Raw genomic sequence first — 23,437 nt, 5'->3', positions numbered from 1 at the left:
CTGGCTCCGCAGCCTCATGCTTACCGCTCACGGCTGTGTAATAACGATAAAGAAACGAGCGTCAAGCTCAAGCTGCAAACAAGAGAAATGCACTTGCTTGCAGCTTGAAGCTTATCGCTTGCAGCTATCTATCAATAGCGATAAGCGTCTGGCTTGAACGGACCTTCGACGGTCACGCCGATGTAATCGGCCTGGGTCTTGGTCAGCTTGGTCACAACGCCACCGAAGCCGCGGACCATTTCCAGGGCCACTTCTTCGTCGAGTTTCTTCGGCAGTACTTCAACGGTCAGACGCTCGGATTTCTTGGCGGGTGCCAGGTCGGCGTACTTCTGCTCGAAGAGGAAGATCTGCGCCAGAACCTGGTTGGCGAACGAGCCATCCATGATGCGGCTTGGGTGGCCAGTGGCGTTACCCAGGTTGACCAGACGGCCTTCGGCCAGCAGGATCAGGTAGTCGTCGTTCTGTGCGTCGAACGAGCCTGGGCCGGTACGGTGGATCTTGTGAACCTGTGGCTTCACTTCTTCCCATGCCCAGTTCTTGCGCATGAAAGCGGTGTCGATTTCGTTGTCGAAGTGACCGATGTTGCACACCACAGCGCGCTTTTTCAGCGCCTTGAGCATGTTGGAGTCGCAAACGTTGACGTTACCGGTGGTGGTCACGATCAGGTCGATCTTGCCCAACAGTGCCTTGTCGATGCTCGCTTCGGTGCCGTCGTTCTCACCGTCGATGAACGGCGAGACCAGCTCGAAACCGTCCATGCAGGCCTGCATGGCGCAGATCGGGTCGACTTCGGTCACTTTGACGATCATGCCTTCCTGACGCAGGGACTGGGCCGAGCCCTTGCCCACGTCACCGTAGCCGATCACCAGCGCCTGCTTGCCGGACAGCAAGTGGTCGGTGCCGCGCTTGATGGCGTCGTTCAGGCTGTGACGGCAGCCGTACTTGTTGTCGTTCTTGCTCTTGGTCACCGAGTCGTTGACGTTGATGGCCGGGATTTTCAGCTCGCCCTTGGCCAGCATGTCCAGCAGGCGGTGCACGCCCGTGGTGGTTTCTTCAGTGACGCCGTGGATCTTGTCCAGCATCGCCGGGTATTTCTTGTGGATGATCTCGGTCAGGTCGCCGCCGTCGTCGAGGATCATGTTGGCGTCCCATGGCTGGCCATCCTTGAGGATGGTCTGCTCGATGCACCACTCGTATTCTTCTTCGGTTTCGCCTTTCCAGGCGAACACAGGAATGCCGGCAGCAGCGATGGCCGCAGCAGCCTGGTCCTGAGTCGAGAAAATGTTGCACGACGACCAGCGAACTTCGGCACCCAGGGCAACCAGGGTTTCGATCAGTACGGCGGTCTGAATGGTCATGTGGATGCAGCCGAGTATCTTCGCGCCTTTCAGCGGCTGATCACCGGCGTATTTGCTACGCAGACCCATCAGGGCAGGCATTTCGGATTCGGCGATGATGGTTTCGCGGCGGCCCCAGGCGGCCAGGGAAATATCGGCAACCTTGTAGTCATTGAATTCTGCGGGCGTCATTACAGCACTCATTGAGAGTCTCCATTCCATAAAAATGCGAATGGGCGCCGTTGTGCGTTTAAGGTTTGCCGGTCGAGGATCGTCCTGGCAAACAACGCCCCATCCGAGCCTGACAGGGAAAACCTGCTGCAGCGCCCCTCGGACAGGTGGCGGGAACGGTATCAAGCGTAGATGACCGTTTTGAAACGTTTGGCAGTATAGCGGTGCTCGCGATTCTTCCCAAGGCTTTCTGTCGGTTTAAAGGCCATCCAATTGCCATCTGTCTGTAATAGGGTCGATGCACAGTCGCTATGACCCAGGCATGGGCGCGGGCCGCCGGCTCTGCCATCATGCAGCTATCCATCGGCCAGACGCTCAGGAGTGACCATGAATTTCCACACCCGCAAATGGGTAAAGCCCGAAGACCTCAACCCCAACGGCACGTTATTCGGCGGCAGCCTGCTGCGCTGGATCGATGAAGAGGCGGCGATCTACGCGATTGTTCAACTGGGTAATCAGCGGGTGGTCACCAAGTACATCTCTGAAATCAACTTCGTCAGTGCCTCGCGTCAGGGCGACATCATCGAGCTGGGCATCACGGCTACAGAGTTCGGCCGCACCTCGATCACCCTCAAATGCCAGGTGCGCAATAAGATCACCCGCAAAAGCATTTTGACCGTCGAGAAGATCGTGTTCGTCAACCTCGACGAAGACGGCCAGCCTGTGCCGCATGGCCGGACTGAAATTCGCTACATCAAGGACCAGTTCGACGTAGAGGACTGACGCTCAGGTCGCTGAACACGCGGAGCATGGGCACGATAGTGTTCTTGCGCAAACCTGCCGTGCCTGGGCACGACAGTTACAGAATGATCGTTCCTCACGCTCCGCGTGGGAATGCCTTTCATGACGCTCCGCGTCATCCATAAAAGCAGGGTTCAGCCCTTGGCCTGCAACTCGCGCAACCACGCCAGACCTTCGCTGGTATCGCCTTTCGGGCGATATTCGCAACCGATCCAGCCGCTGTAGCCCAGTTCGTCGATGGCGTTGAACAGGTGCTCGTAGTTCAGTTCGCCCAGGTCCGGCTCGTTGCGATCCGGCACCCCGGCGATCTGGATGTGGCCGATGCCTGCAAAGTCACGACGCAGTTTGCTGGTCAGGTCGCCTTCGACGATCTGGCAGTGGTAGCAGTCGAACTGCACCTTCAGATTGTCGGCGCCCACCAGCTTGCAGATGTCCTGCGCCTGATCCTGACGGTTGAGGAAGAAGCCCGGCATGTCGCGGGTGTTGATCGGCTCGATCAGGATCGTGACGCCTGCGCTCTTGGCTTGCTCAGCCGCGAACGCCAGGTTCTCCAGATAGACCGCCTGATGACGCTCACGCAACCCTTCGTTAGGCAATAGACCGGCCATGACATGCACACGGTCATTGCCCAGCACCTGCGCATATTCCAGTGCCCGCTCGATACCGCTGCGAAATTCCGCTTCACGGCCCGGCAGGGTGGCAATGCCTCGCTCGCACGCGTCCCAGTCGCCCGGTGGAGCGTTGAACAGCGCCTGCACCAGACCGTTGTCGCTCAGGCGCTGCTTGAGCTCCTGCGGCGTGTAAGCATAAGGAAACAGGTACTCGACCGCGCCGAAACCGTCGGCAGCGGCTGCGGCAAAGCGCTCAAGAAAATCATGCTGCGGGTACAGCATGCTGAGGTTGGCGGCAAAACGAGGCATGTTAACTCCAGTCTTCAAAGGGTCAGACGAATGGCCAAAGCAGCAAGGTGATCACAAAGCCCAGTGTGCCGAGCAGCGTGACCAGTACGGTCCAGGTGCGCAAGCCGTCGGCGACGTTGAGGCCCGCCAGCTTGGTGAACATCCAGTAACCGGCATCGTTGATGTGCGACATGGCCAGGCCGCCACCGCCCATGGCCAGACACAGCAGCGCCAGGTGGTTGGCGCTCAGGTCCAGTGTGGCGATCAGCGGGCTGAGAATGCCTGCGGTGGTGACCAGCGCAACGGTGGTCGAGCCCTGAACGGCACGCAGCAGCAGGGTCAGCAGGAAGCCCAGCGCGAGTACCGGCAGACCGGTGTTGCGCAGCGCTTCGGAAACCACGGCACCTATGCCGGTGTCGACCAGCACCTTGCCGAATACGCCACCGGCGCCGGCAATCAGGATCACCATCGCGACACCCGGCAAGGCCGAGCCGATCACGTCGGACACCTGAGTACGGCTCCAGCCGCGACGCGAGCCCAGCAGCCAGGCGCACAGCAGGGTATCGATCAGCAGCGCAACCAGAGGCGCACCCAGTACGGTCAGCACCGCGCGCAGTGTGGACGTGGCTGGCAGCATGGTGGTGGCCAGCGTGCCCATCAGAATCAGCACGATCGGTAGCAGGATCAGCGCGATGATCAGTCCGAAACCCGGTGCGGGCGCGGGCGGCAGCTTGCTTGCCAAGCTGCTGGCGCTCTCTTCGACGCCCATTGTTCGGGTTTCGCTCGCTTCGCGCACAGCGGAATAATCGTTGCGCGCCCAGGCTTCCAGATCTTCGTTGGTGACATGCGGGCCATAGACTTCGGCGCGGATGTCATCGGTCATCGGGTAAGTCTTGCGGGTCATGCGCCCCGCGACGAAGTAGCCGATCATGCACAGCACGGCAACGATCGGGATGCCCAGCATCAGCACCCGGCCCAGGTCCGCGCCCAACTGGCTGGCGGCGGCAACAGCGCCAGGATGCGGCGGCAGAAACGCGTGCACGGCGAGCAGTGCAGCGCACATCGGCAGCGCGAAAATCAGCAGCGGCTTGCGTGCCGCACGCGCCACGCCATAGGCCAGCGGCATGAGAATGATCACGCCGACCTCGAAGAACACCGGAATGCCGACCATGAAACCCGCCACCGTCAGGGCCAGTGGCGTGCGCTTGTTGCCGAAGCGGTTGATCAGGGTCTTGGCCAGTGCTTCGGCCCCGCCGGACAGCTCAATAATGCGCCCGATCATTGCGCCGAGGGCGATGATGATCGCGATATGGCCGAGCGTCTTGCCCATGCCGCCTTCGATGGTGGCGACCAGATCGGCCGGTTTAACACCGGCGACCAGCGCCACGATAATGCTGACCAGCATCAGGGCGACAAACGGCTGGAATTTATACTTGAGCACCAGAAACAACAGCAGTGCGATGCCCGCACCGGCCACGACCATCAACATGAGCGGCGTCATGCCCGTGCACTCTGGTCAATGGCGGTAAAGACTGACAACGAAACAGCGGGGTAGGGGTGAGTCATGCTCTCGATTCCTGTTGTTATTGTTTTCGACCGGGAGGCGCAGTGCGCCTCGCGATCACCGTGTGTCCGTTACCACCTGGCGTCGAACACCTGACGCAGCTCTTCAAGCGCCGCCGGGTCCAGCGGTGCAGGTTTGGGGGTGCTCATCAGCCACAGACGGGCAGTCTCTTCCAGTTCCTCAAGGGCATAGCAGGCCTTGGCCACCGAGCTTTCCCAGACCACCGGGCCGAGGCGCTCGAGCATCACGCCGCGCACGCTGTTGGCCAGTTCCGCCACGCGCTCGGCGACTTTCGGCGAGCCTGGACGTTCGTAAGGGATCAACGGGATATGCCCGACCTTCATGACCTGATACGGCGTCAGCGGCGGCAGAATGTCGTCTTCCTGCCACACTCCGGCCAGGGTCAGGGCGACCAGATGCGTCGAGTGCGTGTGCACCACGCCACCGACCTGCGGATTGCGGTCGTAGACCTCGCGGTGCAAGGCCAGGGTTTTGGACGGCTTGCTGCCAGACACCCATTCACCGGCCAGATTGACCTTGGCGATATCGGCCGGGTCCATGCGCCCCAGGCAGGCGTCGGTCGGGGTAATCAGCCAGCCGTCGTCGAGTCGTGCGCTGATGTTGCCGGCGCTGCCCACCGTATAGCCGCGGCCATACAGCAAACGGCCGACGTCGCAGATTTCCTGACGCAGTGCGTTTTCATCGATCATCAGGCAGCCCCCGCCAGTTGCTTGAGCGCCTTGGCGAAGAAGTCGCGCGCACCAAAGTTGCCGGATTTGAGGGCCAGGGCCAGCGGTTGTGCGCCGCTGCTCACTGTGGCGGGAACGCCCGGGTCGATCTGCGCGCCGATTTGCAGCAACTGCACGCCCAGTGCCTGAACCACGGCACCGGAGGTTTCGCCACCGGCAACCACGAAACGGCGCACGCCTGCGTCCAGCAGCCCTTTGGCGATTTCACCAAGTGCAGCTTCGACCATGGCCCCGGAGCGTTCGACGCCCAGTTCTTGCTGCACGGCTTTGACTTCGTCCGGAGTGCTGGTGGCGTAGATCAATACGGTCTGCCCGGCGTCTCTGGCAAAGGCCAGCGCCTGCTCGACCACTGGCTTGCCAGCGGCCAGGTCCAGCGGATTGATGCGCAGCGCAGGGCGATCGGCTTCCAGCCACGCCGCGACCTGACCATTGGTGGCGACCGATGCGCTACCCGCCAGTACCACTTCGCCGCCACTGATGGCGACCTGTTTGGCCGCATCGATATCGCGCAGCTTGCCCGCCTTGCGGAAGTTGCCCGGCAGGCCCAGCGCCAGCCCCGAGCCACCGGTCAGCAGCGGCAAGTCGGCGCAGGCTTCGCCGAGTGTGTACAGATCCGCATCCGACAAGGCATCGGCAATCGCCATGCTCACACCTTCGGCGCGCAGCTCGGCAATTCTGTTGCGCACGCCTTCGACGCCCTGGGCAATGCTGTCATAGCGCAACAGGCCGACCTTGTGGCGGGTCTGCGCTTGCAGCACACGCACCAGATTGGCGTCGGTCATCGGCGTCAGCGGGTGGTTCTGCATGCCCGATTCGCTGAGCAACTGGTCCTGCACGAACAGGTGACCACGGAAAATCGTGCGGCCGTTTTCCGGGAAGGCCGGGCAGGCGAGGGTGAAGTCGCTGCCCAGTTGCTCCAGCAGTGCTTCGCTGACCTGGCCGATGTTGCCCGCGGCAGTGGAATCGAAGGTCGAGCAGTACTTGAAGAAGATCTGCTCGCAGCCGCGCTCGCGCAGCCATTCCAGAGCCGCCAGGGATTCAGCCACCGCCTCGGCGCTGGGCGTGGTACGCGATTTCAGCGCGATGACAATCGCGTCGGCGTCCAGACCTGCAGCCATCTCGGCGCTGGGGATGCCAATGCTCTGCACGGTGCGCATGCCGCCCCGCACTAGCATGTTGGCCAGGTCGGTGGCGCCGGTGAAGTCATCGGCAATGCAGCCCAGCAGCGGGCGAGCGTTATTCAGGCTCATCAGGCGCTCCTCAGGCTTTTTCTGGCTTGGCTTTCGGCAACTCGATGCCCGGGAAAATCTTGATCACGGCCGAGTCATCCTCGCGACCGAAGCCGGCGCTGGATGCCTGCATGAACATCTGGTGCGCGGTGGCCGAGAGTGGCAGCGGGAATTTGCTGCTGCGTGCGGTATCCAGCACCAGGCCGAGGTCCTTGACGAAGATGTCCACGGCCGACAGCGGCGTGTAATCGGCATTGAGGATGTGCGGCACGCGGTTCTCGAACATCCACGAGTTACCGGCACTGTTGGTGATCACTTCATACAGCGCGTCAGCATCGACACCTTCGCGCAGGCCCAGGGCCATGGCTTCGGCACTGGCGGCGATGTGTACGCCCGCGAGCAGTTGATTGATGATTTTGACTTTCGAACCCAGACCGTGAACGTCGCCCAGGCGATAGACCTTACCGGCCATGCCGTTGAGGATGGCTTCTGCCTTGGCATAGGACTCGGCCGGGCCGGAGGTCATCATGGTCATCTGGCCAGCGGCCGCCTTGGCGGCACCGCCGGAGATCGGCGCATCGAGGTACAGCAGGTTCTGTGCAGCCAGACGCTCGCCCAGTTCGACGGCGAAGGTGGGCGCGACGGTGGCGCAACCTATGACCAGGCAGCCCGGACGCAGCGCGGCAATGGCGCCGTTTTCGCCAAACAGTACGGTTTCGGTCTGCTCGGCGTTGACCACGACTGTGATGATCACATCGCAGGCAGCGGCCATGCTGGCCGGGGAATCACAGGCCACCCCGCCTTCCTGAGCGAATGCTTCGGTCACGCTGGTGCGCACATCACAGGCATGCACAGTGAAGCCGCTACGCAGCAACGAGCGAGCAATGCCCAGACCCATCGCACCCAGGCCGATAACGCCAACGTTTTTGCCAGTCATGCAGTAATCCTCGAAGTCAGTGCCGATGCCTGTGAAGCCGACATTCGGACGTTATTGTTCTGATCTGTGAATCGGATAGTGAATCAATGAGTAAATAATGTGAAGTATTTTTATTTTTCACAAAATTTAACATCGATAGGCTTTTTCCATCGCGCACAAAAAAGCCCCTGTGCGGGGCTTGATTGAAAACCATGATGTTCGGCGTGCTGCGCCGTCTTTCACGAATCAGAATTTCGGCACTGGCGCGCTGGTGGCGTTTCGCAGTGAGCCGCTTTCCTGACGCACGACTTCTTTGGGCTTGTACGCGCAATAACCGGGGCGCGGCCCGACTTTCGGGTGGTTGCGGCAGGTGTCCGGGCGCTTGTCATAGATGGTGCACAGGCGGCTTTTGCGGTCCAGGTACAGGCAGTCGTTGTTGCTCATGCGCTGCAAGGTGAAGATCTCGGACTTCTGGTTGTAGCGCTCGACGATGCCTTCTTTCTGCAGACGCTTGGCGATGTTCTTCGCCGGGTCGCCGCGTTCGAACTCATCGACGATGCCGATGCGGATCAGGTCCTTGATCTTCACTTCTACCGGCAACGTGCAGCAACTGGACACGCAGCCCCCGCACATGTGGCTGGAGTATTTGGCCCAGGTGTCGATGCGATCGAGTTCTGCGGCGGCGATCAAGGTGGGTTTCATTTCAGGTCAGGCTTCCGGGTGTATCGGGGCGCGCGATCATACCGGTCTGCAGCGATTTGCAGAAATCAAAAATTGCCGAAGCGACTGTCGGTCAGGTGTGGGCAGGCAGTCGGCTGCAGAGTCCGCGCCTGCCGAGCGCAGTCGGTCAGCAGGCGCGGTGTCTCAGTGGGGGCTCAGGACTTGAGCTTGTCGTCGGCCCTGAACATGCTGCGGATGCCGCGAACGGCCTGGCGGATGCGGTCCTGATTCTCGATCAGGGCGAAGCGCACGTGGTCGTCGCCGTACTCGCCGAAACCGATGCCCGGCGAGACACACACCTTGGCTTCGGCCAACAGCTTCTTGGCGAACTCCAGCGAACCCAGGTGCGCATAGGCCTGTGGAATCTTCGCCCAGACATACATCGAGGCCTTGGGGTTCTCGACCATCCAGCCCAGTTCGTGCAAGCCCTTGACCAGCACGTTGCGGCGTTGGCGATACTGCTCGGCAATGTCGAGCACGCATTGCTGATCGCCTTCCAGCGCGGCAATCGCCGCCACCTGCAGTGGCGTGAAGGTACCGTAGTCGTGGTAACTCTTGATCCGCGCCAGTGCATTCACCAGCTCGGGGTTGCCGACCATGAAACCAATCCGCCAGCCGGCCATGTTGTAGCTCTTGGACAGGGTGAAGAACTCCACGGCAATGTCCTTGGCACCCGGCACCTGCATGATCGACGGGGCTTTCCAGCCATCGTAGACGATGTCGGCGTACGCCAGGTCATGCACCACCAGCACGTCGTACTGTTTGGCCAGGGCCACCACGCGCTCGAAGAAGTCCAGCTCCACACATTGCGCAGTCGGGTTGGACGGAAAGCCCAGAATCATCATCTTCGGCTTGGGAATCGAGCCGCGAATGGCTTTTTCCAGCTCGTCGAAGAAGTCCACGCCAGGCACCAGCGGCACCGATCGCACCTGGGCGCCGGCAATCACGGCACCGTAGATGTGGATCGGGTAACTGGGGTTGGGCACCAGCACCGTGTCGCCCTGGTCCAGTGTGGCGAGCATCAGGTGGGCCAGGCCTTCCTTGGAACCAATGGTCACGATTGCTTCGCTTTCAGGGTCGATGTCGACCTCGTAGCGTTTCTTGTACCAGTTGGAAATCGCCCGGCGCAGGCGTGGAATGCCGCGCGAGGTGGAGTAGCCGTGGGTGTCTTCGCGCTGGGCGACGGTGATCAGCTTGTCGACGATGTGCGGCGGTGTGGCCCCGTCGGGGTTGCCCATGCTCAGGTCGATAATGTCCTCACCGCGACGACGAGCAGCCATTTTCAGCTCGGCGGTGATGTTGAACACGTAAGGGGGGAGTCGATCGATGCGCGCAAAGCGGCGCGGCGAACCTTGGTCTGCCATGAGTATCTCGCGTACGTAAGCGCCCGGAACCGTCCGAGCGACGTGGCCACATGAGGCGGCCTGCCGAGGAAGATAGATGGGCTGATAGCCTTTTGTCCATCGGGATCTGCAACGCCGTGCCAAGACCGATATTCGGACCCCACCAAACCACCCGGCGGTGTAGAATCGGCGCTATTCATCGCCAGTCATCCCCGGCGGGTTTATGAGCTCAGGCCGAGTACACGGTGATCCCGTGGTGTTCGGTTTCTTCGCTGCCTGCGGTCACTGCCGCTCGTCCGCGACGTCAATAGAAGCTCACTCCCTTCCTGATTCAGCCTTATTTTTGCCGGAGTGCTCCAATGCCTGATTACCGCTCGAAAACCTCCACCCACGGCCGCAACATGGCCGGCGCCCGTGCCCTGTGGCGCGCCACGGGCATGAAGGACGAAGATTTCAAGAAACCGATCATTGCCATTGCCAACTCCTTCACCCAGTTCGTACCGGGCCACGTCCACCTCAAGGACATGGGCCAGCTGGTCGCGCGTGAAGTCGAACGCGCCGGTGGCGTGGCCAAGGAATTCAACACCATTGCGGTCGACGACGGCATCGCCATGGGCCACGACGGCATGCTCTATTCGCTGCCGAGCCGCGAGATCATTGCCGACTCGGTCGAGTACATGGTCAACGCGCATTGCGCCGACGCCATCGTGTGCATTTCCAACTGCGACAAGATCACCCCCGGCATGCTGATGGCGTCGTTGCGCCTGAACATTCCGGTGATCTTCGTCTCCGGCGGGCCGATGGAAGCGGGCAAGACCAAACTGGCCAGCCACGGCCTGGATCTGGTCGATGCGATGGTCATCGCCGCCGACTCGACGGCCAGTGACGAAAAAGTCGCCGAGTATGAGCGCAGCGCCTGTCCGACCTGCGGGTCGTGTTCCGGCATGTTCACCGCCAACTCGATGAACTGCCTGACCGAGGCACTGGGCCTGGCCCTGCCGGGCAACGGTTCCGCACTCGCCACCCATAGCGACCGCGAGCAACTGTTCCTGCAGGCCGGCCGCACCATCGTTGACCTGTGCCGTCAGTACTACAAGGAAAACGATGATTCGGTGTTGCCGCGCAACATCGCCAACTTCAAGGCGTTCGAGAACGCCATGACGCTGGACATCGCCATGGGCGGTTCGACCAACACCATCCTGCACTTGCTGGCAGCGGCCCAGGAAGCCGAGATCGACTTCGACCTGCGCCATATCGACCGTCTGTCGCGCAAGGTGCCGCAGCTGTGCAAGGTCGCGCCGAACATCCAGAAGTACCACATGGAAGACGTGCACCGCGCGGGCGGGATCTTCAGCATCCTCGGCGAGCTGGCGCGTGGCGGCCTGCTGCACACCGACCTGCCGACCGTACACAGCAAGACCCTGGCCGAAGGCATCGCCAAATGGGACATCACCCAGACTGACGACGAAGCCGTGCACACCTTCTTCAAGGCAGGCCCGGCGGGCATCCCGACGCAGACCGCGTTCAGCCAGTCGACCCGTTGGGACAGCCTGGATGACGACCGTGAAAACGGCTGCATCCGTAGCGTCCAGCACGCCTATTCGCAGGAAGGTGGCCTGGCCGTGCTATACGGCAACATCGCCCTGGACGGCTGCGTGGTGAAAACCGCCGGTGTCGACGAGTCGATCCACGTCTTCGAAGGCAACGCGAAGATCTTCGAAAGCCAGGACAGCGCGGTGCGCGGGATTCTCGCTGACGAAGTCAAGGCGGGCGACATTGTCATCATCCGCTACGAAGGCCCGAAAGGCGGTCCGGGCATGCAGGAAATGCTCTACCCGACGTCCTACCTGAAGTCCAAGGGGCTGGGCAAGGATTGCGCGCTGCTGACTGACGGCCGTTTCTCGGGCGGTACGTCCGGCCTGTCCATCGGCCACGCCTCGCCGGAAGCGGCGGCAGGTGGCGCGATCGGTCTGGTGCGCGACGGTGACAAGGTGCTGATCGACATCCCCAATCGCTCGATCAACCTGCTGATCGACGATGCCGAGATGGCCGAGCGTCGCACCGAACAGGACAAGAAAGGCTGGAAGCCTGTCGAGTCGCGTCCGCGCAAAGTGACCACCGCCCTCAAGGCCTACGCCCTGCTGGCGACCAGCGCCGACAAGGGCGCGGTGCGTGACAAGGCGTTGCTGGACAAACTGGTACCTTGATCCGCATCGGTAGAAGGTAAAAGCAAAAGCCCGGCAGAGATGCCGGGCTTTTTGCTGCGTTTGAAAAAGCAGCGCTTACTTGCGGTCGGCAATCACCCCGATCAGCACCAGCACCACCAACAGCACCGGTGCCAGGCTGTAGTTGTTGAACTGGCTGAGGCCGCGCACTACCCACGGTGTGGCGTAGATCAGCGCCGCGCCGCTGCCCACGGCGCACAGCAGGGCGATGAGCGGGATGCGCAGGGCGCCGGTAATGCCGCTGATTCGCTGTTCCAGCCAGCCTTTGATGTCCGAGCCGAACAGCACCAGCAGGCAGCCCACCAGCGCGAGCGCGATTTCCGAGAGATTGCTGCGACTCCAGCGCGAAACGGTGGCGAGCAAGTCGAGTACGAAATCCATGCAGGGTCCTTAGATCAGAAAGTATTGCAGCAGGTCATTGAGGAACAGCTGGCCTTGTGGCGTGGCGATCAGGCGTGTCGGGTCCTGGTGCAGCAAGCCCTTTTGTTCAGCCTGTCGACGCGCCTCGGCCAGCGAATCGAGGCTTAGACCGGTTCTTTCGCGAAATAACGCAGCGTCCACACCATTTGTCAGTCGCAGTGCGTTCATCAGGAATTCGAACGGCAATTCATCGAGCGGCAACAGCTTGGAACCGGCCTGAAACGGCTTGTCCGGGTTCAGGTAATCCTTGGGCAGCCGTGTTTTCCAAGTACGGACAATGCGCCCGTCCGGGTGGCTCAGCTTGCCGTGTGCGCCTGCGCCGATGCCGATGAAATCACCGAACGCCCAATAGTTGAGGTTATGCCGCGCCGGTTTCCCGGGCTGTGCATAAGCCGACACTTCGTACTGCGCGTAGCCATGAGTGGCCAGCAACTGCTGTCCGGTTTCCTGAATGTCCCAGAGAATGTCGTCTTCGGGCAGCACCGGTGGCTGATTCCAGAACACCGTGTTGGGCTCCAGGGTCAGTTGATACCAGGACAGGTGGGTCGGCGCGAGGGCAATGGCCTGGCGCAGATCGGCCAGTGCTTCGTCCTGGGATTGATCCGGCAGGCCGTGCATCAGGTCCAGGTTGAAGTTGTCGAAACCGGCCCGGCGCGCCATGTCGGCGGCGCGAATCGCTTCGTCGCCGTTGTGAATGCGGCCCAGCGCCTTGAGTTTGGATTCCTGAAAGCTCTGAATGCCGATCGACAACCGATTGATGCCCAGGCCGCGATAGGCGCTGAACTTGGCCTGTTCGAAGGTGCCGGGGTTGGCTTCCAGGGTGATCTCGATGTCGCTGGCAAAGCGGATGCGCTGTTCGACGCCTTGCAGCAGGCGCCCCAGCGCATCGGCGCTGAACAGGCTCGGCGTACCGCCACCAAAGAAGATCGATTGCAGCTCGCGGCCGTAGACGTGCGGCAGGTCAAGGTCGAGGTCGGCGAGCAGGGCGTCGACATATTCCTGTTCCGGCAGCACCGGGCTGGCGGTGTGCGAGTTGAAGTCGCAGTACGGGCATTTGCGCACGCACCACGGAATATGGATGTATAGCGACAACGGCGGCAGGTGCGGCAGCGCAGGGCGCGGGCTCTCTGACGAGAAGCCGCTCTCGCCGAGAAACAGCGGCTGCGCAGGCGAATCGTGGGTCATTGCAGACCCAGGCGTTGCCGCAACAGGACCATGGCGCGGGCGCGGTGGCTGAGCTGGTTTTTTTCGGTCGGGCCCAGTTCGGCGCTCGAGCAGTTGCGCTCCGGTACCCAGAACAGCGGGTCATAGCCGAAGCCGTGTTCGCCGCTGGCAGCGTGCAGGATGCGCCCGTGCCACAGCCCTTCACAGAGGATCGGCAATGGGTCGTCGGCGTGGCGTACCAGTGCCAATACGCACACGAACTGCGCACCACGCTGGTCGTCCGGCACGTCTTTGAGCGCCTCCAGCAGCTTGGCGTTGTTGGCGGCATCGCCCTGACCATCGGCGTAACGTGCCGAATAGATACCCGGCGCACCGCCGAGAAAGTCCACCGCCAGCCCCGAGTCGTCGGCCAGCGCAGGCAGGCCGGACAGGCGCGCGGCGTTGCGTGCCTTGAGGATCGCATTCTCGACGAATGACAGGCCGGTTTCTTCCGGCTCCACCAGACTGAACTCGCTGACCGAGCGCAGCGTTACGCTGTCGCCGAGCATGGCCTGGAGTTCCTTGAGTTTGCCGCCATTGTGGCTGGCCAGTACGAGTTGTGTGAGGTTCATGGTTGGCCTGTCGTGGTGCTTGGAAACGGTCGATTAAACGGCAATCCTGTGGTCCGTCAGCCCGGGGCTTGTGACGCGATAGATGCCGATCTCGCCGAGCAGATTAGGCCAGAGTTTGCTGGCCCAGCCGTGACGGTGCTGCTGATCGACCGCCAGCCTGTCGAGCACCTGCGCATCGCGCTCGCGGCACAGCTCTTCGAAGTCGCCGAAGGTGCAGAAGTGAATGTTCGGCGTGTTGTACCAGGTATACGGCAGGAATTCGGACACCGGCATGCGGCCCTTGCTCGCCAGATACCAGCGGCAGCGCCAGTGACCGAAATTCGGGAAGGTGATGATGCACTGGCGACCGACGCGCAGCATCTCGTCGAGGATGCGGTCCGGGTAATGCACCGCCTGCAGGGCCTGAGTCATGACCACGACATCGAAGCTGTTGCTGGCAAAGTTGCCCAGCCCCTTGTCGAGGTCCTGCTCGATAACGTTGATGCCCTTGGCAACACACTCGGCAATGTTGGCCGCGTCGTTTTCCAGCCCGTAGCCGGTGACCTGTTTGTGGTCACGCAGCCAGGTCAGCAATTCGCCGTCACCGCAGCCCAGGTCGAGCACGCGGCTGCCTGCGGGAATCCATTCCTGAATGATTTCCAGATCGGCTCTCATGGCGTCCTCACAACGAAATTCGGTTCATGTAATTACCGAAAGCCTGCAAGTAGCGCGGAATCGGGATCAGAAAGGCGTCGTGGCCCTGCGGTGCATCGATTTCCAGGTAGCAGACGTCCTTGCGCGCGGCCATCAGCGCGTCCACCAGTTCCCGCGAGCGGGCCGGCGAGAAGCGCCAGTCGGTGGTGAACGACATCACGCAGAACCTGGCGGTGGCGTTGGCGAAGGTCTTGGCCAGGTCGTCGTTGAAGTTTGCCGCAGGGTCGAAGTAATCCAGTGCCTTGGTCATCAACAGGTAGGTATTGGCGTCGAAACGCCCGGAAAACTCTTCGCCCTGATAGCGCAGGTAGCTTTCGACCTGGAACTCGACGCTGTGAAAGTCGTAGTTGAGTTTTTCGCTCTTCAGGCCACGGCCGAATTTCTCGCCCATCGAGTCATCCGACAGGTAGGTGATGTGCCCGACCATTCGCGCCAGCATCAGGCCGCGCTTGGGAATCACGCCGCGTTCCTGGAACGAGCCACCGTGAAATTCCGGGTCGGTGAGAATGGCCTGGCGGGCCACCTCGTTGAACGCGATGTTCTGTGCCGACAGCTTGGGCGCCGAGGCAATTGCCAGGCAATGGCGTACGCGGTTCGGATAACTGATGGTCCATTGCAGCGCCTGCATGCCGCCCAGGCTGCCGCCAATCACCGCAGCCCAGGTGTCGATGCCGAGCAGATCGGCCAGCCGGGCCTGGCTGTTGACCCAGTCTTCCACGGTCACCACCGGGAAATTGGCGCCGAACGGCTTGCCGGTGTCCGGGTCAATGCTGCTCGGCCCGGTCGAGCCGTTGCAACCGCCCAGATTGTTGAGGCTGACGACGAAAAACTTAGTGGTGTCGATCGGCTTGCCGGGACCGATACAGCTGTCCCACCAACCGGGTTTGCGGTCGTCAGCGCTGTGGAAGCCTGCGGCATGGTGATGCCCGGACAGCGCATGACAGATCAGCACGGCATTGCTGCGTGCGGCGTTGAGTTGACCGTAGGTTTCGTAAATCAGGTCATAGGCTGGCAACGAACGCCCGCAGGCCAGCGCCAGAGGCTCGCTGAAATGCGCCGTTTGCGGCGTGACCAGTCCGACAGAATCGTGAGGGAATACCGTGGGCATCGACCCTGCTCTCGCATAAATGAGGCGTAAGTCTAAAGACCGCGGGGTGCAGCGGCAATAAGGGATATTGTGAGACGCAAATCAACGGCACGATAGTTAAGGCTGTTGTAGGAGCGAACTTGTTCGCGAAGGCGTTGCTTGGGTCGATATATCCTCTTTGGATGTACCTACCCCTTCGCGAACAAGTTCGCTCCTACGGCCTACGGCCAGAATCAAAAGCGGACTTGTGTGTAACGTCGAGCATTGGAACGTTGGAACAAGAGTGCTTACATCAACAACCGCAGCACATCCGGCATGTTGCTCATAGCGGCGAGGTTGTTGATGACCAGCATGTCCAGCAGTTTGAGCACCAGGAATGCGAGGATCGGCGAGATGTCCAGGCCGCCCAGATTCGGGACGATCTTGCGGAACGGTGCCAGTGCCGGTTCGCAGATCTGGTTGACCAGTTCCGCGCCGGGGTTGTGGCTGCCCGGTGCGACCCACGACAGAATCACGCTGATGATCAGGGCAAAGAAGAAGATCTTCAGGAACAGCGCGGTCACGCCGATGATCGACCACAGCAGCAGGTGCAGCGGGTCGCCCGTGGTGCCGAACATCAGCAGCAGGGTCAGGGCCATCAGGATCATCTGCACGATGATCGCCAGCACCAGCGACGACATGTCCAGCCCGAACAGGCTGGGGATGATGCGCCGCAGCGGCTTGAGCAGCGGCTGGGTGGCGCGCACGATGAACTGGCACAGCGGGTTGTAGAAGTTGGCCCGTACCAGTTGCAGGACAAAGCGCAACAGTACGATCAGCAGGTAAAGACTGCCAAGCGTCTGCAGGACGTAAATTGCAGCGGTGTTCAATCCGATCATCGATCTGCTCCAGAAAACCCGAAAATTATTTGCCCAGTTGTTCAGCCAGCTCGGCTGCACGATGGTCTGCGGCGGTCAGTGCCGTTTCCACGAGTGCCTCGAAGCCGCCCGCCTGAAATGCCTTGATAGCCGCCTCGGTGGTCCCGCCCGGCGAAGTGACGCGACGACGCAGTTCGCCCGCGCCTGCATCACTGCCAGTCGCGATCAGGGCCGAGCCCAGCGCTGTCTGCAGGGTCAGCTTTTTAGCGATGTCCTCCGGCAGACCCAGTTTTACGCCTGCCGCTGTCATCGCTTCCATCATCAGAAAGAAATACGCCGGGCCACTGCCGGAAACGGCCGTGACAGCGTCCATGTGTTTTTCCTGCTCGACCCAGACCGCGATGCCGACCGCGGCCAGCAACGCCTCGGCCTGCTCACGCTGCTCGGGCGTGACGTTGTCGGTCGCGTACAGCCCGCTGGCACCCTGACGCAGCAGCGAGGGCGTATTGGGCATGCAGCGCACCACCGGCTGCTCGCCCAGCCATTGAGTCAGGCTGGCGCAGGTGATGCCGGCCGCGACCGAAACAATCAGCTGATGAGGTTCGAGACTGGACTTCAAGGCCTGACAGACGGTTTTCATCATCTGCGGCTTGACTGCCAGTACCACCACGTCGACGCCCTTAATGGCTTCAGCGTTGTCAGCGAATACCTGGATGCCGTGATCGTTGGCAATGCGTTCGCGGGTTTCGGCACCCGGCGCACTGGCACTGATCAGTGCCGCCTCCACGCCCTGGGCGCGCAGGCCGCCGATCAGGCTGGCGGCCATGTTACCGGCACCGACGAAGGCAATACGGGTCTTGCTCATGAAGGGGTCCTTGTGAAGAGTTTATGGCTGGCCATAGTCGCGGGCGCCAAAAAGAGCGGTGCCGATGCGCACCCAGGTTGCGCCTTGTGCAATGGCGGCTTCCAGGTCGTGGCTCATGCCCATGGAAAGTGTGTCGAGCGCCAGGTTCAACTGCTCCTGCAGCGCGCGTACGGCGGCGAAGGATGCGTCCTGCGCCGCAGGATCGTCTGTGGGCTCGGGGATGGCCATCAGGCCGCGCAACCTGAGTCGCGGCAGGGCGATGATGGCAGCGGCCAGCGCAGGCAGGTCCTGAGGCGTACAGCCCGACTTGCTGGCCTCGCCACTGACGTTCACCTGAATGCAGATGTTCAGCGGTTCAAGCGCTTCGGGGCGTTGCTCGGACAGGCGTTGCGCGATTTTCAGGCGGTCCACGGAATGTACCCAGTCGAAGTTCTCGGCGATAGCTCGCGTCTTGTTCGATTGAATGGGGCCAATGAAGTGCCAGCACAAGGGCAGGTCGCTCAGTTCGAGCTGTTTGCCCAGCGCTTCCTGTAAATAATTTTCGCCAAAATCGCGCAAGCCTGCGTTGTAAGCTTCACGCAGGTCACTGGCAGGCTTGGTTTTACTCACCGCCAGTAGGCCGACGGACGCCGGATCGCGATCGGCGGCAAGCGCTGCGTCGCGAATTCGCTGTTCGAGCGTTGAAATGTTCGCTGCTATCGTGGACATTGATTTGCGCCAGTCAGGCTAAGGTCTGCGGCATTCTATGTGATTGAGGAGCTGTATGGATATTACCGAGCTGTTGGCCTTCAGTGCCAAACAGGGCGCGTCGGACTTGCACCTCTCTGCAGGTCTGCCGCCGATGATCCGCGTCGACGGCGATGTGCGGCGTATCAACCTGCCCCCGCTGGACGCGAAGGAGGTCAAGGCGCTGATCTACGACATCATGAACGACAAGCAACGGCAGGATTTCGAAGAGCGGCTGGAAACCGACTTTTCCTTTGAAGTGCCGGGCGTGGCGCGGTTTCGGGTCAACGCCTTCAACCAGAACCGCGGTGCTGGCGCGGTATTCCGGACCATTCCCTCGAAAATCCTGAGCATGGAAGACTTGGGCATGGGCAATGTGTTTCGCAAGATTACCGACGTGGCGCGCGGCCTGATTCTGGTTACCGGGCCGACCGGCTCAGGCAAGTCGACCACCCTGGCGGCAATGATCGACTACCTCAATAACAATAAGCATCACCATATTCTGACCATCGAGGACCCGATCGAATTCGTCCACGAGTCGAAGAAGTGCCTGGTCAACCAGCGTGAGGTTCACCGCGACACGCTGGGCTTCTCGGAGGCGCTGCGCTCGGCGTTGCGTGAAGACCCGGACGTGATTCTGGTCGGTGAAATGCGTGACCTGGAGACCATCCGCCTGGCGCTGACCGCTGCTGAAACCGGCCACCTGGTATTCGGCACGCTGCACACCACGTCAGCCGCCAAGACCATCGACCGGATCGTCGACGTGTTTCCGGCTCAGGAAAAATCGATGATTCGCTCGATGCTCTCCGAATCGCTGCACGCCGTGGTCTCGCAGGCGTTGCTCAAGAAGGTCGGCGGCGGGCGCGTGGCGGCGCACGAAATCATGATGGGCACCCCGGCGATCCGTAACCTGATCCGCGAGGACAAAGTGGCGCAGATGTATTCGTCGATCCAGACGGGCGGCTCGATGGGCATGCAGACGCTGGACATGTGCCTGGCCGATCTGGTCAAGAAGGGGCTGATCACCCGCGAAAGCGCACGCGAACGCGCCAAGGTGCCGGATAACTTCTGATCACAGGGATGCTGCAGGAACGAAAAAGGGGTCTTGAACGCGTTCAAGACCCCTTTTTCAGATGCAGCCTGCAGAGCGCAGATTCAGGCCAGGATCAGCGCTGAACCACACGCATCTGCCCTGCCTGCTTGGGCAGCACACGCTTGGCAATCTTGTAGTGGCTGTTCCAATACGGTTTGTTCAGCGTATCGACAGTTACGGCCTTGCCACGGCGCGGCGCATGAACGAACTTGTTGTCGCCCAGGTAAATGGCCACGTGGTTGATGTTGCGGCTCTTGATGTTGAAGAACAGCAGATCACCGGGCTTCAGGTCCTTGCGATCCACCGTCTGACCATGACCCTGGGCCATGGCATTGGAGGTGCGCGGCAGGTCGACCTCACGGACATCCGTGTAGGCGTATTTGACCAGTCCGCTGCAGTCCAGGCCTTTGCCAGGCGTGGTGCCGCCCCAGCGATAAGGCGTGCCCACAGCCTGCAAGGCGCGCTTTACAACGGCGCTGCCTTGCTTGGCGGGGGCGGAAGCCTGCAAGGCCGCGACTTTCTTGGCGTTCTTGCGTGAAAGCGGCTTCTGGACGGCAGCGGTGGCGCCGTACTGAGTTCGGGTGGTGGCGGCTTCCTGGGGTGCATTGCGAGTCGCGAGTGCCGGTGAAGAGTGGCTTTTGGCGGTGTAGCCCGAGAAGCTCGCAGGAAGTTGTTGCTCACGATTGGTGGCGTGGGCGGCCAGAGGCATAAATAGGCAAATGGTTAGCCATGTCTTGAAAAAAGGACGCATTCGGCAGGGCTCATGGTGGTCAGCGCGCAACTTTATAACAGCTTTTTCAAAAAAACTGACCCCATTTGTCGAGCGCATCACAGTGGCATCATTGCGTTTTATGCGACAGACTCTTTCTTTTTTCGGGCTAATCCCTTTAGCGACAAGGGCTTGGCGGCATTAAACCGCCTCATGTGCCATACGTCGGAATAGGGAAACCAAGTCACAATTTTGTTATGTATTTTTTTCTATCAGCGCAAAGAGGGCAAAAATGAACGCCTATCGTTCAGACACACACAGCAAGGTCATGGGCTACCTGATGTGGATTTTCGGCTTCCTGGGAGCGCATCGCTTCTACTACGGCAAACCGGTCACCGGGACCCTCTGGTTCTTCACGTTCGGTCTGTTTGGCATTGGCTGGCTGATCGACCTGTTCCTGATCCCGTCGATGGACCGTGACGCCGACCTGCGCTTTACCCCCGGCTCGACCGACTACAGCGTGGCGTGGGTGCTGCTGACCTTCCTCGGCCTGTTCGGCGTGCACCGCATGTACCAGGGCAAGTGGATCACCGGGATCATCTACCTGTTTACCGGCGGGTTGTTTCTGGTCGGCATCCTTTATGACTTCTGGACATTGAATGACCAGATCTCGATGAAGAACGCCCGACGCGGGTGAGGCTGGGACGAAGGGCTGACGCAGAGCGCGGCCCGGACACCTATCGTTCCTCACGCTCTGCGTGGGAATGCCTGTCGTGACGCTCCGCGTCACAAATCTGCGCCGCGCCGCATGCTCAAGACCGGACGCAGAGCGTCCAGAACGGCATGCAGACGCGGAGCGTCGCACGATAGCCGAAACCCTTCGCGAACAAGTTCGCTCCTACGGCCTTCGGCCAGAATCAAAAGCGGACTTGTGCATAACGATGAGCACTCTGTGCGGGAGCGAGAGCCCGAAGCGGGCTCAACGGCTGTAGCTGATCCGTCCATCCACCAGTGTGTAGCGTACCGAGCCGGGCAGGCAGTGGCCGATGAAGGGGCAGTTTTCGCCTTTTGACAGCCAGGTCTCGCCGGCAACCGTCGAGGCGGCCGGGTCGAACAGGACGATGTCGGCAGGCGCTCCAGCGCTCAGCTTGCCGGCTGGCAGGCGCAGCGCGGCGGCCGGGCCGCTGCTCAGGCGGGCGATCAGGGTCGGCAGGTCCAGCAGGCCGTCATCCACCAGCGTCATGGCCAGCGGCAGCAGCAGTTCGACACTGCTGATGCCTGGCTCCGTAGCGCCAAACGGTGCCAGCTTGGCATCGCGTTCGTGCGGCTGGTGATGGCTGGAAATCGCCTGGATGACACCGCTCTTCACCGCTTCACGCAGGCCATCGCGGTCAGCGCGGGTGCGCAGCGGCGGCTGGACGTGATAGAGGCTGGAGAAGTCGATCAGCGCCTCGTCAGTCAGAATCAACTGATACAGCGCCACATCCGCCGTCACCGGCAGACCGCGTGCCTGCGCCTGGGCGATCAGCGCCGCGCCACGCGCACTGGTCAGCTGGCTGAAGTGCGCGCGTACACCGCTCTGTTCGACCAGCAACAGGTCGCGAGCCAGCGCCACGGTCTCGGCCGTCTCGGGAATGCCCGCCAGGCCCAGGAAACTGGCCGTCGGACCATCGTGCGCCAGACCGCCTTCGGCCAGATCATGATCCTGCGAGTTGAAAATCACCGTCAGGTCAAAGGTCGCCGCATATTCCAGCGCCCGGCACAGCGTGCGGGTGTTGCTGAAGCTGCTCAGACCGTTGCCGAAGGCCACGCAACCTGCGTCGCGCAGGGCGATCAGTTCTGCCAGCTGTTCGCCGTCCAGGCCCTTGCTCAGCGCTCCGATGGGGAACACCTTGCTGAATCCGGCCTCACGGGCGCGGTCGAGGATCAGCTCGGCCACCGCCGAGGTGTCGAGCACCGGTTTGGTACGTGGCGGGCAGCACAGGCTGGTCACGCCGCCGGCCACCGCCGCGCGGGTTTCGCTGGCGATGCTGCCCTTGCGACTGTAGCCAGGCTCGCGCAGGGATACGTTGAGGTCGACCAGGCCCGGTGCTGCGACCAGCCCGGTAGCGTCGATGGTCTGCGTGGGCTCGAAACCCGCCGGGGCCGAACCGATGGCGCTGAGTTTGCCTGCTTCGAGGTGCAGGTCAGTGATTTGATCCAGCCCGCTGACCGGGTCGATGACGCGAGCGCCGAGGATGCTGAGCTTCACTGGGCGTTCTCCTGTTCGAATTGGCGTTGTGCGTTTTGTCCGCTCATGGCCATGGACAGCACCGCCATGCGGATCGCGATACCGTAAGTCACTTGATTGAGAATCACCGAATGCGCGCCGTCGGCCACTGCCGATTCGATTTCCACGCCGCGGTTGATCGGGCCGGGGTGCATGACAATCGCATCCGGCTTCGCCGCCGCCAAACGGGCGGTGGTCAGGCCGAACAGGCGGTAGAACTCGCCTTCGCTGGGCAGCAGGCCACCGGTCATGCGCTCACGCTGCAGACGCAGCATGATGACCACGTCCACGTCCTTCAAACCTTCGTTGAGGTCGGTGTAGACCTTGACCCCGTATTGTTCGACGCCCACCGGCAGCAGGGTTTTCGGCCCGATCACGCGGATATCCGGGCAGCCCAGCGCCTTGAGCGCCAGCATATTCGAGCGTGCCACCCGTGAATGCAGGATGTCACCGACGATGGCCACCGACAGGTTCTCGAAACCGCCCTTGTGACGGCGGATGGTCAGCATGTCGAGCATGCCCTGGGTCGGGTGAGCATGGCGGCCGTCGCCGCCGTTGATGATCGCGACGTCCGGGCACACGTGCTCGGCAATGAAATGCGCCGCACCCGAGTCGGCGTGGCGCACGACGAACATGTCGGCGGCCATCGCTTCGAGGTTGCGCAAGGTGTCGAACAGCGTTTCACCCTTGCTGGTGGACGAGGTCGAGACGTTCAGCGTGATCACGTCGGCTGACAGGCGCTGGGCCGCCAGTTCAAAGGTGGTCCGGGTGCGCGTGGAGTTCTCGAAGAACACGTTGCACACAGTCTTGCCGCGCAACAACGGGACTTTCTTGACCGCCCGGGCGCCGACTTCGAGGAACGAGTCGGCGGTGTCGAGAATTTCGGTGAGCAGCTCGCGGGGCAAGCCGTCCAGAGACAGGAAATGGCGCAGCTGGCCCAGGTGGTTGAGCTGCAGCGGGCGCTTGGCGTCGAGAGGCGTCATCGCAAT

The 23,437-nt window shown here is 61.5% G+C and carries 23 protein-coding genes and 1 riboswitch; of the genes, 4 read left to right on the top strand and 19 right to left on the bottom strand.

Annotation, left to right across the window (positions count from 1 at the left end; genetic code table 11):
• Positions 1-131 precede the first annotated feature (131 nt).
• Entirely contained in the window at positions 132-1,541 is a 1,410-nt protein-coding gene (gene ahcY, locus KBY08_RS11920) for an adenosylhomocysteinase (protein ID WP_111522138.1), read from the bottom strand.
• 23 nt (positions 1,542-1,564) lie between these two features.
• Positions 1,565-1,675: riboswitch (S-adenosyl-L-homocysteine riboswitch) on the bottom strand.
• Between the two features lie 220 nt (positions 1,676-1,895).
• Between ahcY and KBY08_RS11915 the strand changes: the two genes are divergently transcribed.
• On the top strand, positions 1,896-2,291 hold the full coding sequence (locus tag KBY08_RS11915) for an acyl-CoA thioesterase (protein WP_003404521.1): 396 nt from the start codon (positions 1,896-1,898) through the stop codon (positions 2,289-2,291).
• A 152-nt stretch (positions 2,292-2,443) separates the two neighbouring features.
• Here KBY08_RS11915 and otnI read toward each other — a convergent pair whose 3' ends face one another.
• From otnI to alaC, 7 genes are all read right to left on the bottom strand, one after another.
• Positions 2,444-3,229, bottom strand: a complete 786-nt coding sequence (otnI, locus tag KBY08_RS11910) for a 2-oxo-tetronate isomerase (protein WP_032655117.1) — start codon at positions 3,227-3,229, stop codon at positions 2,444-2,446.
• A gap of 22 nt (positions 3,230-3,251) precedes the next feature.
• Entirely contained in the window at positions 3,252-4,709 is a 1,458-nt protein-coding gene (locus tag KBY08_RS11905; RefSeq protein WP_024640357.1) for an SLC13 family permease, read from the bottom strand.
• 134 nt (positions 4,710-4,843) lie between these two features.
• Positions 4,844-5,482 carry an aldolase gene (locus tag KBY08_RS11900; protein ID WP_057458007.1) on the bottom strand — a complete coding sequence of 213 codons (639 nt, stop codon included), beginning with the start codon at positions 5,480-5,482 and terminating at the stop codon, positions 4,844-4,846.
• On the bottom strand, positions 5,482-6,771 hold the full coding sequence (otnK, locus tag KBY08_RS11895) for a 3-oxo-tetronate kinase (protein WP_058398793.1): 1,290 nt from the start codon (positions 6,769-6,771) through the stop codon (positions 5,482-5,484). Before otnK ends, KBY08_RS11900 begins: the two co-directional genes overlap by 1 nt.
• Before the next feature lie 10 nt (positions 6,772-6,781).
• Positions 6,782-7,687, bottom strand: a complete 906-nt coding sequence (gene ltnD / locus KBY08_RS11890; RefSeq protein ID WP_003316718.1) for an L-threonate dehydrogenase — start codon at positions 7,685-7,687, stop codon at positions 6,782-6,784.
• Positions 7,688-7,912: 225 nt separating this feature from the next.
• On the bottom strand, positions 7,913-8,368 hold the full coding sequence (locus KBY08_RS11885) for a YkgJ family cysteine cluster protein (RefSeq protein WP_002551717.1): 456 nt from the start codon (positions 8,366-8,368) through the stop codon (positions 7,913-7,915).
• Between the two features lie 173 nt (positions 8,369-8,541).
• Complete coding sequence (alaC, locus tag KBY08_RS11880) at positions 8,542-9,750, bottom strand: alanine transaminase (protein WP_003404530.1); 1,209 nt, start codon at positions 9,748-9,750, stop codon at positions 8,542-8,544.
• A 338-nt stretch (positions 9,751-10,088) separates the two neighbouring features.
• On the opposite strand from alaC, the gene ilvD reads away from it, so the two are divergent.
• A complete protein-coding gene (gene ilvD / locus KBY08_RS11875) occupies positions 10,089-11,936 on the top strand; it encodes a dihydroxy-acid dehydratase (protein WP_003432076.1) in 1,848 nt (615 codons plus the stop codon).
• Between the two features lie 75 nt (positions 11,937-12,011).
• On the opposite strand, the gene KBY08_RS11870 is transcribed toward ilvD, so the two are convergent.
• From KBY08_RS11870 to KBY08_RS11835, 8 genes are all read right to left on the bottom strand, one after another.
• Positions 12,012-12,335 (bottom strand): DUF3392 domain-containing protein, encoded by a 324-nt coding sequence (locus KBY08_RS11870; protein WP_002551720.1) that lies wholly within the window; start codon positions 12,333-12,335, stop codon positions 12,012-12,014.
• Positions 12,336-12,344: 9 nt separating this feature from the next.
• The gene (gene hemW, locus KBY08_RS11865) at positions 12,345-13,559 is read right to left on the bottom strand and encodes a radical SAM family heme chaperone HemW (protein ID WP_024642018.1); all 1,215 of its coding nucleotides are present in this window, start codon (positions 13,557-13,559) and stop codon (positions 12,345-12,347) included.
• The gene (gene rdgB, locus KBY08_RS11860; protein ID WP_024659469.1) at positions 13,556-14,149 is read right to left on the bottom strand and encodes an RdgB/HAM1 family non-canonical purine NTP pyrophosphatase; all 594 of its coding nucleotides are present in this window, start codon (positions 14,147-14,149) and stop codon (positions 13,556-13,558) included. Before rdgB ends, hemW begins: the two co-directional genes overlap by 4 nt.
• Positions 14,150-14,182: 33 nt before the next feature.
• Positions 14,183-14,803 (bottom strand): methionine biosynthesis protein MetW, encoded by a 621-nt coding sequence (gene metW / locus KBY08_RS11855; RefSeq protein WP_003316724.1) that lies wholly within the window; start codon positions 14,801-14,803, stop codon positions 14,183-14,185.
• Positions 14,804-14,810: 7 nt separating this feature from the next.
• The gene (gene metX, locus KBY08_RS11850) at positions 14,811-15,950 is read right to left on the bottom strand and encodes a homoserine O-succinyltransferase MetX (RefSeq protein ID WP_011266425.1); all 1,140 of its coding nucleotides are present in this window, start codon (positions 15,948-15,950) and stop codon (positions 14,811-14,813) included.
• A 266-nt stretch (positions 15,951-16,216) separates the two neighbouring features.
• Positions 16,217-16,807 carry a YggT family protein gene (locus tag KBY08_RS11845; RefSeq protein WP_003404543.1) on the bottom strand — a complete coding sequence of 197 codons (591 nt, stop codon included), beginning with the start codon at positions 16,805-16,807 and terminating at the stop codon, positions 16,217-16,219.
• Between the two features lie 25 nt (positions 16,808-16,832).
• Positions 16,833-17,651 carry a pyrroline-5-carboxylate reductase gene (gene proC, locus KBY08_RS11840; protein ID WP_003404546.1) on the bottom strand — a complete coding sequence of 273 codons (819 nt, stop codon included), beginning with the start codon at positions 17,649-17,651 and terminating at the stop codon, positions 16,833-16,835.
• Positions 17,652-17,672: 21 nt separating this feature from the next.
• Positions 17,673-18,359: a YggS family pyridoxal phosphate-dependent enzyme gene (locus KBY08_RS11835; protein ID WP_111522140.1), complete on the bottom strand. Its 687-nt coding sequence runs from the start codon at positions 18,357-18,359 to the stop codon at positions 17,673-17,675.
• Between the two features lie 55 nt (positions 18,360-18,414).
• Between KBY08_RS11835 and KBY08_RS11830 the strand changes: the two genes are divergently transcribed.
• A complete protein-coding gene (locus tag KBY08_RS11830) occupies positions 18,415-19,449 on the top strand; it encodes a type IV pilus twitching motility protein PilT (protein WP_003404551.1) in 1,035 nt (344 codons plus the stop codon).
• 94 nt (positions 19,450-19,543) lie between these two features.
• On the opposite strand, the gene KBY08_RS11825 is transcribed toward KBY08_RS11830, so the two are convergent.
• On the bottom strand, positions 19,544-20,221 hold the full coding sequence (locus KBY08_RS11825) for a C40 family peptidase (RefSeq protein ID WP_011266428.1): 678 nt from the start codon (positions 20,219-20,221) through the stop codon (positions 19,544-19,546).
• A 250-nt stretch (positions 20,222-20,471) separates the two neighbouring features.
• Between KBY08_RS11825 and KBY08_RS11820 the strand changes: the two genes are divergently transcribed.
• Positions 20,472-20,876, top strand: a complete 405-nt coding sequence (locus KBY08_RS11820; protein WP_003404557.1) for an NINE protein — start codon at positions 20,472-20,474, stop codon at positions 20,874-20,876.
• 282 nt (positions 20,877-21,158) lie between these two features.
• Here the strand turns inward: KBY08_RS11820 and KBY08_RS11815 are convergent, their stop codons facing one another.
• Complete coding sequence (locus KBY08_RS11815) at positions 21,159-22,430, bottom strand: dihydroorotase (RefSeq protein ID WP_024650890.1); 1,272 nt, start codon at positions 22,428-22,430, stop codon at positions 21,159-21,161.
• On the bottom strand, positions 22,427-23,431 hold the full coding sequence (locus KBY08_RS11810) for an aspartate carbamoyltransferase catalytic subunit (RefSeq protein WP_003366142.1): 1,005 nt from the start codon (positions 23,429-23,431) through the stop codon (positions 22,427-22,429). Before KBY08_RS11810 ends, KBY08_RS11815 begins: the two co-directional genes overlap by 4 nt.
• Between the last annotated feature and the right edge of the window lie 6 nt (positions 23,432-23,437).

Source organism: Pseudomonas sp. P135, from assembly GCF_020312125.1.
GTDB lineage: Bacteria > Pseudomonadota > Gammaproteobacteria > Pseudomonadales > Pseudomonadaceae > Aquipseudomonas > Aquipseudomonas fragariae.
Note: the sequence above shows the minus strand (reverse complement) of the source record. Positions and strands in the feature narration are given on the sequence as shown.